12 protein-coding genes are annotated in these 12,603 nt (G+C 35.8%); all 12 read left to right on the top strand.

Features of this window, described 5'->3' with window-relative positions; translation table 11 throughout:
- Window positions 1–15 precede the first annotated feature (15 nt).
- The gene (ftsZ, locus tag NMG63_RS05520) at window positions 16–1,092 is read left to right on the top strand and encodes a cell division protein FtsZ (protein ID WP_254006615.1); all 1,077 of its coding nucleotides are present in this window, start codon (window positions 16–18) and stop codon (window positions 1,090–1,092) included.
- Window positions 1,093–1,291: 199 nt separating this feature from the next.
- Window positions 1,292–1,999, top strand: a complete 708-nt coding sequence (radC, locus tag NMG63_RS05515) for a RadC family protein (protein ID WP_254006614.1) — start codon at window positions 1,292–1,294, stop codon at window positions 1,997–1,999.
- A gap of 68 nt (window positions 2,000–2,067) precedes the next feature.
- Window positions 2,068–2,907 carry a rod shape-determining protein MreC gene (mreC, locus tag NMG63_RS05510; protein WP_013853063.1) on the top strand — a complete coding sequence of 280 codons (840 nt, stop codon included), beginning with the start codon at window positions 2,068–2,070 and terminating at the stop codon, window positions 2,905–2,907.
- Window positions 2,904–3,434, top strand: a complete 531-nt coding sequence (locus NMG63_RS05505) for a hypothetical protein (RefSeq protein WP_254006613.1) — start codon at window positions 2,904–2,906, stop codon at window positions 3,432–3,434. Before mreC ends, NMG63_RS05505 begins: the two co-directional genes overlap by 4 nt.
- A gap of 25 nt (window positions 3,435–3,459) precedes the next feature.
- Window positions 3,460–4,554 carry an AI-2E family transporter gene (locus NMG63_RS05500; protein ID WP_254006612.1) on the top strand — a complete coding sequence of 365 codons (1,095 nt, stop codon included), beginning with the start codon at window positions 3,460–3,462 and terminating at the stop codon, window positions 4,552–4,554.
- A 30-nt stretch (window positions 4,555–4,584) separates the two neighbouring features.
- Complete coding sequence (locus NMG63_RS05495; RefSeq protein WP_254006611.1) at window positions 4,585–5,547, top strand: metal ABC transporter substrate-binding protein; 963 nt, start codon at window positions 4,585–4,587, stop codon at window positions 5,545–5,547.
- Window positions 5,548–5,583: 36 nt separating this feature from the next.
- A complete protein-coding gene (gene polA / locus NMG63_RS05490; protein WP_254006610.1) occupies window positions 5,584–8,085 on the top strand; it encodes a DNA polymerase I in 2,502 nt (833 codons plus the stop codon).
- Window positions 8,086–8,087: 2 nt separating this feature from the next.
- A complete protein-coding gene (gene mutM, locus NMG63_RS05485; RefSeq protein WP_254006609.1) occupies window positions 8,088–8,909 on the top strand; it encodes a bifunctional DNA-formamidopyrimidine glycosylase/DNA-(apurinic or apyrimidinic site) lyase in 822 nt (273 codons plus the stop codon).
- The gene (gene coaE, locus NMG63_RS05480; RefSeq protein WP_254006608.1) at window positions 8,906–9,493 is read left to right on the top strand and encodes a dephospho-CoA kinase; all 588 of its coding nucleotides are present in this window, start codon (window positions 8,906–8,908) and stop codon (window positions 9,491–9,493) included. Before mutM ends, coaE begins: the two co-directional genes overlap by 4 nt.
- Window positions 9,493–10,653, top strand: a complete 1,161-nt coding sequence (locus NMG63_RS05475) for a DnaD domain protein (protein WP_254006607.1) — start codon at window positions 9,493–9,495, stop codon at window positions 10,651–10,653. Before coaE ends, NMG63_RS05475 begins: the two co-directional genes overlap by 1 nt.
- Window positions 10,654–11,574, top strand: a complete 921-nt coding sequence (locus NMG63_RS05470) for an ATP-binding protein (RefSeq protein ID WP_254006606.1) — start codon at window positions 10,654–10,656, stop codon at window positions 11,572–11,574.
- 63 nt (window positions 11,575–11,637) lie between these two features.
- Complete coding sequence (pfkA, locus tag NMG63_RS05465; protein WP_123171370.1) at window positions 11,638–12,597, top strand: 6-phosphofructokinase; 960 nt, start codon at window positions 11,638–11,640, stop codon at window positions 12,595–12,597.
- The last annotated feature ends 6 nt before the right edge of the window (window positions 12,598–12,603 follow it).

Here is a 12,603-nt window from a genome sequence, read left to right as displayed (position 1 = left end):
GAGGAGTGAACAAATATGGATGCGAATTTTGAACAAGTAGCAAGAATTAAAGTAATAGGTGTCGGTGGCGCAGGATGTAATGCGGTTAATCGCATGGTAGATGAAGGCATGAAGGGCGTAGAATTTTATGTCGCAAATACAGATTTGCAAGTGCTTAACTGTTCACCTGTAGTGAATCGTATTGAATTGGGCCGAGAAGTAACAAAAGGTCTTGGAGCAGGGGCTAATCCAGAAATGGGACGCAAAGCTGCTGTTGAGAGTGAAAATGAAATTCGAGAAGCTGTAAAAGATGCTGACATGGTGTTTGTTACAGCAGGTTTAGGCGGTGGAACAGGTACAGGAGCGTCTCCACTTGTTGCGAAAATTGCGCAAGAAGAGGGAGCACTTGTTGTTGGTATCGTTACAAAACCATTTACATTTGAAGGACGCCGTCGTTCAAATCAAGCAATGTCAGGTTTGGAAGAGTTGAAATCTTACGTTGATTCGCTGATTATTGTAAGCAATAATCAATTGTTAGAAGTAATCGGGCGAATTCCATTCCAAGAGGCATTTAAAGAAGCAGATAATGTGTTAAGACAAGGTGTTCAAACAATTACAGATCTAATCGCTGTTCCTGCAATGATTAACCTTGACTTTGCAGATGTTCGTTCAGTTATGGCCGGACAAGGAAGTGCCTTGATTGGGATTGGTATGTCACAAGGTGAAAACAAATCAATCGAAGCAGCAGAAAAAGCGATTACTTCTCCACTTTTAGAAGCGCAAATTGATGGGGCTCGTAACGCGATTGTTAACGTTACCGGTGGTGATTCAATTTCAATTCAAGATGCGTCAGAAGCAGTAGATTATATTCGTGATGCAGCTGGAAATGATATTGATATTATCTTTGGTGTCGCAATCAACGAAAATATTGGAGATTCAATTATTGTAACTGTTATTGCTACTGGATTTGATGGTGCAGAAGAACCAGCGCCAGAAGTTCATGCTACGCGTACTGCTGCAGAATCAAGACCGGCATATCAAACATCTCATAACAATCAGGAAGAACGTCGCACCGAAAACAACGATATTCCTGAGTTCTTTAAGACACGATAATAAACAATGTTTGATCTTTTTAAATCATAAGAATTAAAGAAAGAACACGCTTCTTTCTTTTTTTATGAAGTTATTTCTAAAGTACATACCTAGTAACGGAGGTGATATATGCTTTCGTTATATTTAACAGGATTAATTGTATTAATAGGCTTGGCTGCTGTTTACAAAATCCTCACAAGCAGTAGCGGTAGTCTATCTTATGGTAAAGCAAAAATTCAATGGGGACGTTGACTTGGAACGATCTCAACTTTTACCAAGAGAAAAGCTATTAGCGCTTGGACCGAATAAATTGACCGATGAGGAGCTTGTAGCGATTTTGCTTCGAACAGGAACACGAAATAAACATGTCGTTTCTCTTGCTTCGGAGGTGTTGATATCAATTGGTGGAATTCAAAATCTAATTAAAATTCAATACAGTCAACTATCAAAAATCAAAGGAATGAAACAGGCGAAGTGTACAACTTTACTCGCAGTGCATGAATTGTTGCGAAGAATTGTGAGTCCTTTTCCTGGAGAGAAAATCAAACTAAGTTCATCTGATAGAATTGTTCGTTGGTTAAATCTTGAAATCGGATTTGAGGAACAGGAACTCTTTCGAGTGCTTTTCTTATCCAATCAAAATAACTTGATACATTATTTAGATTTATTTAAGGGTACAGCGGATAAAAGTCTCGTTCATCCTCGCGATGTCTTTAGAGAGGCGGTCCGATGCAATGCGTCAAGGATTGTGCTAGTTCATAATCATCCCGGGGGGTCATTAAGTGCTAGTGAGGCTGATTTGGAGGTGACACGAGCCTTAATAGAGGTCGGAATGATGATGGGGATTGAAGTTGTTGACCACATTATTGTTACTTCTACAAACTCGGTTTCTTTGCGTCATTTGCATCCGGTTTTGTTTGAAGAATAAGGGCTAAAACCCTTATTCTTTCATTTGTAAAAAGTTGAATTTGTAAGTATAATAAAGAAGGTGATTAAATGAAACGAAAGAATAATTTTAGACGTGTACTTATATATTTATTAACAACAGTTATTGTTTGTCTTTTTGGAATGGGATTTGTTAAAAAATCATCATTTTATGAATCGTCAGATCGTAATTTCTTTAGTTTCATTTCGATGGTACGTTATGGCCTTATCGATTATCCAATTGAGACAGTAAGTAATGTTGTAAAAGACACATCAACGATGTGGGATGTACGCCATGAAAATGATAAGTTAAGAACGCAATTGGAAACATCGCATCATTGGCAAACGCGTTTAAATGAGTTAGAGAGTGAAGTTGCAGAATTAAAGGCTCTAAATGAACTAAATTCAGTATATTCAGAATATACACAAGTTAACGCAACGGTTAAAAACCGTTCATCAGAAAAATGGGATTCTGTAATTACGATTGATAAGGGGAGCCAAGATGGTGTTGCTGTAGGGGATGGTGTTGTAGCGCCAAAGGGCATCATTGGTAAGGTTTTAAGTGTTGATAAAAATCAATCTTTAGTAGCCCTTCTTATCGCGAATGATGAGAATTCAAATGCTACGGTACAAATTGAGGTTTCCAAAGGAAATTATGTTCAAGGGATTTTGAATTCTTACGACCACGAGAAAAAGTTGTTTTCAGTTGTTTTACTTGAATCAACATCGACCATTGCTGCGGATATGCCTGTTTCAACGGCAAGTATAAGTAGTGTCTATCCAAGCGGTTTATTTGTTGGAAAAGTGGATTCTGTTAAAAATGTTGCGGATAGTGTGGGTGTATTGGTTTATGTAAAGCCTTCTGTTGATTACAATAATATTAAATATGTATCGGTGGTGAAGAAATCATGAGAATGATTCGCTGGATGCATTTCTTGTATATTGTAGTTCTTTTGGTTTTAGATTCAATTTTTAATGCACTCTTTACACAACTGGGTTTAAGTTCCTTAACATTTGTGAGTAGTCTTCATTTTTTAGGACTCATGTTATTGACTCAAAATGATTCACAAACGGAATCGATAGTTAAAGCAATTCTATTAGGAATCTGGATGGATTTATGCCATATTGGCTCGTTTCCAATGTTTTTTGTCAGTTATTCAATCACGATAGCGATCTTGAGAGTATGGGACCGTTATATTGGTACTTCAACCTTCGAGTTCTTAGTCTTAGCCGTTATTGGTTTATTTATTAAAGAAATGTTAATATTTGGCATGTTACCTCTAGTAAAAGGGGTGTCATATAGTTTAATTACTTTTATAAGTACCCGAACGTTATGGGTTATTATTGGTAATTTAATTCTGCTACCAATCGCTATGACGTTATATAAATTAATGCATCGTATGATTATGCAACGCGTTCAGAATTTATATATGCGTTAATAAAAATAGAGGGAGAAACAAACTAATGAACATTTTTCAACGTATTCAAAATTTTTTTGACGATCATTTCAGTTGGAAACAACTTGTTCCATTTATGTTATTTTTATTAAGTGTTTTCTTATTGATGCAAACATGGGCTGTATGGCAACATGCATTTGAATTAGCTAAGCGAATTCTGCTGCCATTTATTATTGGATTTGCGCTTGCATATATTGTAAGACCGATTGCGGTGTTTTTTGAAAAATATAATATTAAAAGAGCAATTAGTGTTCCAATTACGCTTGTATTATTTGTGGTTTTGATAGTGCTGCTCTTTTCATCGATCTTACCGTCATTGTATACAGATATTTCGCAGTTAATCGGTAATAGTATGGATGGAATTCAACAACTCTATAATTACTATAAAGAAATTAATCATAATAATCCTTCTCCGTGGGCAGATGATATTTTTAAACAAGTGATGGGAATGCTTAATGGGATTGTGGGTCAGATACCAACACTACCAGCAGCTGCTTCGCAGTTTATATCAAAGATTTTTTCAACAATCACTACGGGTATTTTTTCGTTTATTATCGGGATGTATTTTGTATTCGATTATGAAAATTTTACGGGGAGCGTTTTACGTATTGCGAATAATATCTCTCCAAAGCTTGGAAATTCAATCATTGTTATTGATCATGCGGTTAGTCGCTATTTAGGGACACTCGTTGTGATTATGACAATTACATGTATTGAGTATAGTTTGCTTTATTTAGCTGTTGGACATAATTATGCATTCGTTCTCGGAGTATTAACAGCATTTGGATTGTTAATTCCATATATTGGTCCAACCGTCGTGCATGTATTGGGAATCCTAACGGCTTTAACGTTACCATTACCGAGAGTGATTATTCTTACAATCGGATTGGTTATTCTATCAAATGTTGATGGTTATGTAGTTTCTCCTATGGTTTACTCCAAGCGTGATAAAATCGAACCGCTCTGGTCCTTATTTGCGTTTTTCGCATCGAGTGTTTTATTTGGCTTTGTAGGGATCTTGATTTCGATGCCATTGTACTTCTCAATACGAGCATTATTCAACTTGAGAAAGAATAATTGGGTTATCCCTGAAGAAAATTAGTGTATAATAAAATGTGAAAAGAGGTTGTGTATGAAACGATTGATGAGTAAATTACTAGTGTTGGTTATCATACTGGGTACGTTGTCAGGATGTGTTCCTAGAAGTAGGAATGTAATTGTTACGAATTATCCGATTCAGTTCCTAGTAGAACGTCTTGCGGGAGAACGTGTTAACGTTCAGCGCATTGACACAGGTTTAATACCTCAACAGGCAACGGTAAAAGATGACTTTCAAGAAATTATAAAAAAAGCAGATACAATTTTTTATATTAATGAATTACAGCCTTATTGGCAACTCTACTTGGATGATCTTCAAAACTCTAAATTACAGATGATTGATTTATCGGAACGATCCATGTTATATCCATTTAAACGATACACAAATGTTGTTGTTGATGGACAATCGCATGCAATTGAATCTGAATATTATGAGTCGGATGCTTTTACTGGAGTTGATCAATATGACAAAGATCCGTTTTTATGGATGGATCCTTTAGCGATGACTTCAATGGCGCGAACAATCAAAGATTGGCTCGTACAGACTTATCCAGATGAAGAGGCGTATTTTACAGAGCAATTTGAAACACTAGAAGTAGAGTTAACAGGTCTTCAAGCACAATATCAACTTTTACGTGATTCCGAAAAAGGAATTAAATTTGTATCGATGACACCATCTTTTGGCAACTGGCAAAAGAGCTATAATATCGGTGTTTATCCAGCGACATTATCAAAATACGGTGTTCTACCAGATGAAGAGATGCTCAATGCGATTCGAGCACGAATTGCGAAAGATGGCGTTCAGTTCATTGCATATGAAGAGAATATGCCTGAAGAATACGTAAAATTATTTAATCAATTAAAAACAGAGTTTAATTTAACACAAATTGAATTAAGCAATCTTTATAATCTATCAGATAAAGATATCGAAGCGAATTATGATTACATCGCGAAAATGAGACTTAATCTAGAAACCCTTGAGACGATTGCTAAGTAATCCCAAGGGTTTTACTTATTTAGAAAGTAGGAAAACATGAATAAATTATTATTAATAGACGGGAATTCAATGCTTTTTAGAGCTTACTATGGAACGCTTTCAAGGGGATACATGAAGTCCAGTTCAGGAGTTGTCACCAATGCTGTATATGGCTTTTCAACAATGCTTGCTAAAGCTATAGAAATCATTGATCCTACACATGTACTTGTGGCTTTTGATACAAAGGATAAAACGTTTCGTCATGATATGTTTGATGCATATAAAGGGACTCGTAAAGAGGTTGATGAAGAATTGGTGTCTCAATTTGCGCTTGTACGTGAATTTTTAGATGCGTATCCAATTCAACGGTTTGAACTAAGTGGTTACGAGGCGGACGATATTATCGGAACAATGTCAAAAATGTATCCGGATTATAAAGTTGAAATTTTAACTAGTGATCGTGACATGTTGCAACTTATTGATGATAATGTTGATGTTTTGCTTATGAAAAAAGGTCTTACGGATTTACGCCTTATGGATAAAAAAAGTTTAATGGATGAAATGGGTATTGAACCAAAACAAATTGTAGATATGAAAGCGTTAATGGGTGATGCGAGTGATAATATTCCTGGTGTGCCATCAATCGGTGAGAAAACTGCACTTAAACTTCTTGGGCAGTATGGTACTTTTGACAATTTGTATATGCATAAAGAAGAAATTAAAGGGAAAATGGGCGAAAAAATTCGCGAATTCGAAGAACAAGCGAGGATGTCTTATCAATTGGCTGAAATACATACCTCTGTTCCACTTGATATTGATCTTTCCAGCATCAAGTATGAGATACCAAACGAGTCATTAAATGCTTTCTATCGTAAATATGATATGAATTCACTCATTACTGATAATTATGATGTCGAAGTGGTTGAAAAAGAGACAATCAAATTTATTGATTTGGATTTATCTTGGAAAAAGTCGATGATTGCAATTTCAATGGAACTTGACAAAAAAGGAAACCTAGAAGGGTGTTACCTTTCCGATGGTAAAGAGAATATTTATTTAACATTTGGAGAAATGGTTGGAAATGAGGCTTTTAGAGCGCTCATTTCATCGGATATTTCTATTGTGGTTGACTCGTCTAAGTCACTCTATCGATTTTGTTTAGAAAACGATATAGAAATAATGAATCAATTTGATGATTTATTACTTCTTGCATTTATTGTGAACTCGTCAATAACGACTATGGCACGATTAAAAGATGAATTTGGTTTATGGTTTCATGAATATGAAGGTATGGAAAAAGGTGCAGCATTTACTCAAGCAATACTTACCCAATTTAATACACTAAAATCTGAAGCAGATAAGATTGAAGTTTATTCAGTATATGAAGAGATTGAAAAGCCTTTAGTTCCGATTCTATCGAAGTGTGAGTTTAGAGGAATTAATGTTGATCGAAGCGTTCTAGATGAAATCGCACGCGTTACACATCAAAAAATCGAGACACTCAGCAATCAAGTTTATGAACTTGCAGGGATGGAATTCAATTTAAATTCGCCAAAACAACTTGCAGAGGTATTATTTGACCATCTCCAATTGCCTACTAAAAAGAAACGTTCAACTGCTGTGGATGTGCTTGAAGGCTTAATTGAAGAACATGCAATCATAGCTCCAATTTTAGAATATCGAAAGTATCAAAAACTTTATAGTACTTATGCTGTAGGTTTAACGAAGCATATTCATGCTGATGGTAAAATTCATACTTCTTTTAATCAACACGCAACACAAACAGGTCGATTATCGTCAAGTGATCCAAATTTACAAAATATTTCGGTTCGTGACGAAGAAACACGAATGATTCGGAAAGCCTTTGTAGCGTCCGAAGGCTGTACCTTAATGTCAATTGATTATTCTCAAATTGAACTCCGTGTACTCTCTTATTTAGCAGATGAAAAACGTATGATGGAAGCATTTAACGGAGGTCATGATATCCACTCTGAAACAGCGAAAGCTATATTTGGTGTTGAAGATGTAACAAGTACTATGCGACGTCAAGCAAAAAGTGTTAACTTTGGAATTGTCTATGGTATGTCAGAGTATGGACTTTCAAAACAGTTGGATATAACAATTCCAGAAGCACGTCATTTTATTACACGATATAACGAAATTTACCCTAACATTACAAAATATATGGATTCTGTCGTTGAAGACTGTTTGCGTGATGGTTACGTTAAGACGCTTTTTAATCGTCGTCGTTATATTCCTGAAATCTATGATGCGAATCGTGCAGTGAAAGATTTTGGAAAGCGTGCAGCGATGAATGCGCCGATTCAAGGTACGGCTGCAGATATTATCAAAATAGCAATGATCAAAGCAGATGAATTATTGACGTCAAATAACTATAGATCGTCGATGATCTTACAAGTTCATGATGAGCTCGTATTTGATGTTTATGATGATGAACTTGAATACATTCAAGATTTGATGGTATCAGTTATGGAACACATTGTCTCATGGCCAATTGATTTAAACGTTTCTGTGGATACAGGTAAGGATTGGTATTAAGTATGCCAGAATTACCAGAAGTTGAGACAATTATACGAACACTTGAGAAGTCTCTCAAAGACAAACATATTGATTCGATAGATTTTATTTATCCAAAATTACTCGAAGATCAATCTGAATATCCACTAGAGAGTCTGGTAGGCTCAAGCTTTCAGGCATTTCATCGTCGCGGGAAATACCTCTGGTTTGAGATGTCTAATGGATTGCATTGGATTCTTCACTTAAGAATGGAAGGAAAGTTTCATCTTTACGATTACGATAAAGCTCCATCGAAGCATACGCACTGTGTTATTAATTATGATGGTGGCACGATTCACTATTTAGATACACGAAAATTCTCACGTATGGCTATCGTCAAAGAGCCACTAAAATATTTAGAAACAAAAAACCTAGGTTTAGAGCCATTTGATACAAATTTGAATGGTGAATACATCTATCAGAAAATTCATCATTCCAACCGTGTTATGAAAACAATATTATTGGATCAAAGTATTATTGCAGGAATTGGTAATATATATGCAGATGAAATTCTTTATGAAACTCAAATTCATCCTCTCACTACGGGTTCGAAAATAACGATGAAACAGTGCGATTTACTTGTAGAGACGACGAAGGTTGTCCTTAGTAACGCAATCAAAGCCGGAGGAACAACTGTGCGTTCATACACTTCATCGCTTAATGTATCGGGTCGTTTCCAAATTAACCTTAATGCATATGGGAGAGCAGGCGATCCGTGTTCGCGTTGTGGTTCGATTATGAAACGAATTGTTGTATCGGGTCGATCAACTGTATTTTGTGAAAAATGTCAGAAGGTGCAGATATGAAAATTGGAATAACTGGAACAATTGGAGCCGGGAAGTCGAGTGTAAGTCATCATATAGTTGAATTAGGTTATGAAGTTTATGACATGGATCGTTTGACACATTCTTTTTACGAACCAGAGGGCATTTTATATGATTTTATTATTGAATTATTGGGACCTGAAATTCTTCGGCTTGATAAAACGGTGGATCGACAAATTATGTCTGGAATATTATTTAAAAATTCTAAATTACTCGAACGACTTGAAGAAAAAGTTTTTGCGGAAGTAAGAGCATTTATCCAGAATATTCATGATGATAAAAAGACATTGATTTTTTTCGAAGTACCGCTTCTTTTCGAGTCAGAGATGGAGGATCTGTTTGACCTTATCATTATGGTGAGTGCTGATTATGATTCTCGGATTAAAAGGTTATTAAATCGTGGTATGAAGTCTGAAGATATTGATCGAAGAATGAATCGTCAGTATTCGGAAAAGATAAAAGAAGAAAAATCAGACTATATTCTATGTAATAATAGTACGATCGTTGACTTAAATCGGGACACTGAGAAGTTAATTGAAAAAATAAAAAAAGGAGGATACAATTGATGCAAGAAGTCGTATATAAAACAAATGTAGATTTTAAAATAGCACCCGATCAAATGGAGTCATTGATCCTCTTATATCAACCTCTTTTTTCATATCCTGCATTAAGTTTATATTTAACACTTTATGAGTTTGGTCAATTTGAGTCGGAGGTAACAATTAAAACTTTGACTCATATGTTGCACCTTGGGACATCGGATTTAAACGATTATCGAAAAGAGTTAGAGCGATTTGCACTTATTCGTACCTATGACACAGGAGTTTTAACGCTTGTATTGACACCACCGCTTAGTCCTCATGATTTCTTACAACATCCAACCTTTGGAAGACTCTATGCAATTGTACGAGGGAACGAAGCTTTTATTGAGGTTTGTTCACGCTATCGTAAAAGTATTTGTGTTGAATTGGATAATGAAATATCTGCAAGTTTTGATTTATCTCGATTATCATCCTGGGATGAGTCGTTAGAAGAATCATATACATCAAAACGCATTGAAGGTACAGACACAGATCGTAAGCATAAATTCGATGTTGAGGGCTTCTTTAAGTCGATAAGTAACGTTATGTATCCATTGGCATTTCGAACCGAGCTTGTTCGTGAAAAAGTAGGGGTGTTTGGCTCTTTTTATAATTTGAACTACTTGGACATGAAATCAGTATTAATGGCTTCTACGAATTTTGAAACGGGTGATTTTGATTCGAAAAAATTTCAGTATCTTATTGAAAAAAATCACGGAACGCAAAGTGTTGAAAGTGTTTCAGATCCATATGAACTTGATCCTGTTAGCTTCTTGGCATATAAACAAGAGGATACATATATTATTGATGCAGATCGCAAACTGTTAAAATCTTTAGAGCATAATTTCGGCTTTGATAATAAGGTCATTAATGTACTTGTAGAGTATATTCTAGAAACAAATGACAAAAATTTAAACAGAGGATTTGTTGAAAAGGTTGCATCATCATGGAAACGTCGTGGTGTAAAAACATTGGAGGATGCTCTTAAAGAACGCGAGGCGCCAAATTCATCAAGTAATAAGCGTGTACCTAAACCGAAGGTTGAAGTTGCAGCACCAACCTATTCCACAGATACTACTATTGATAAAGATGTTGATGAACTAAAATCTCGATTAAAAGGGATGCTAAGTAAAGGAGAGATCTAGATGAGTTTACGTAATCTAAAATTTGAGTTATCCGATGAGCAAGTTCAAAAGCGTGTCGAAACGTTTGAACGTTTACGTATATTACCAGAAATAATCGATTTCATGGAACGATTTGAGTGTCCAGATTCGATTGTTGAAGCGAATGCGTTTCAATTCAAAAATTGGGTTCTAAATAAGCGAAAAGCTGAATCATACTCAGCTGAAGAACTTGAAAACGATCCAAGTTTGGGTCAATATGTAGACCTAATTTATGATCAATCAACTGGGATATTATCTGAGCAAATTTTTGAACTTCCAATTGTTCGCGAGATTGCAGAAGAAAATGCTTATTTAAGTCAGTATGTTATCTTTGATTTACCACTTAGTTTGCACGATGCATTATTTTCGAAAATATCAATTGAAAATGAGAACCCTAATTATTTGGGCGTTCTTGAAGATATGATTAACTTTGTTGAAAATGATAAACCAGGATACTATTTATACGGTAATTTAGGGATTGGAAAGAGTTATTTAAGTGCGTGTGTTTCAAACGACTTTGCGAAGAGTGGTCGCAATGTTGCGTTTATTCATGTACCAAAACTTATGAGCCATTTAAAGCAATTATTTACACATCCGACCGAGATGGAATATACGTTAAGAAAGCTAAGAAAGGTTCCATTGCTTGTTTTGGATGATTTGGGTGCGGAGCCAATCACGTCATGGAGTCGTGATGAAATCTTATTGTCGATTCTAAATGAACGACTTGAAAACAAAAAAAAGACGATAATAACAAGTAATTACAGTCCTGACATGCTTGTTGACCTATACAAACTCGATAATAAGGGAACTTCTGATGAGATTCGAGCTAAAAGATTGGTAGATCGTATCCATGCTTTAACAATCCCATATGAAATGGTAGGACAAAATAGACGAAACAAGTAATTTATCAACATTTTGTAGAGAAATAGCAATAAAATAGTGGTATGATTACAAGAGAGGTGAATTATGAAGAAGATTGGCATATTAACTTCAGGTGGTGATGCTCCGGGCATGAATGCAGCGATTCGTGCCGTTGTCCGTTCTGGTATTTCAGCCGGACTTGAAGTGTTTGGTGTTTTTGACGGATACGAAGGCTTAGTAAACGATAATATTCGAAAGCTAAGTCGTGGTGATGTTAGTGACATTATTATTCAAGGTGGAACAATTTTAGGGAGTGCACGTCTTGAGGACTTTAAGCTTCTTGAAGTTCGCGAAAAAGCTGTAGCGAACTTAGAGAAACACGGTATTGAAGGTTTGGTTGTCATAGGTGGTGATGGAAGTTACCGTGGTGCGATGGCACTTACAGAGATGGGGATTAACTGTATCGGAATTCCAGGTACCATTGACAATGATATTGCATCTACTGATTACACGATTGGTTTTGATACAGCGTTGAATACAGTTATTCTCAATGTTGATAAACTCCGTGATACTTCGAGTTCACACCATCGTTGTTCAGTTGTAGAGGTTATGGGAAATCGATGTGGTGATTTAGCCCTCTATGCTGGATTAACTACAGGTGCGGAAGTAATTATTACAAAAGAAACAGGATATGATGAATCAGAAGTATTAGAACGCTTAAGCAGAATTGAAGAAGTGAAGAAAAAACGACATGCAATTGTTATCATTAGTGAAAAAATAACTGATGTAGAACTTCTAGCGCAAAAGATTTCAAGACATACTGGTTTTTCGGGCCGTTCAACTGTTTTAGGTCATATACAACGTGGTGGATCACCGACAGCACGTGACCGTATTTTAGCAACACAATTCGGTGATAAGGCAGTTAGACTGCTTATCGCAGGTGATGGCGGAAAATGCGTCAGCATCTTAAACGAAGAAATAGTAGCAATCGATATTGATGAAGCATTGAAAATGCCTAAAAAATCAAGTAGAGCGCTGTTTGAATTACATGACAGATTGGTATAGGAGGAT

The organism is Erysipelothrix amsterdamensis, from assembly GCF_940143175.1.
GTDB lineage: Bacteria > Bacillota_I > Bacilli_A > Erysipelotrichales > Erysipelotrichaceae > Erysipelothrix > Erysipelothrix amsterdamensis.
Note: the sequence above shows the minus strand (reverse complement) of the source record. Positions and strands in the feature narration are given on the sequence as shown.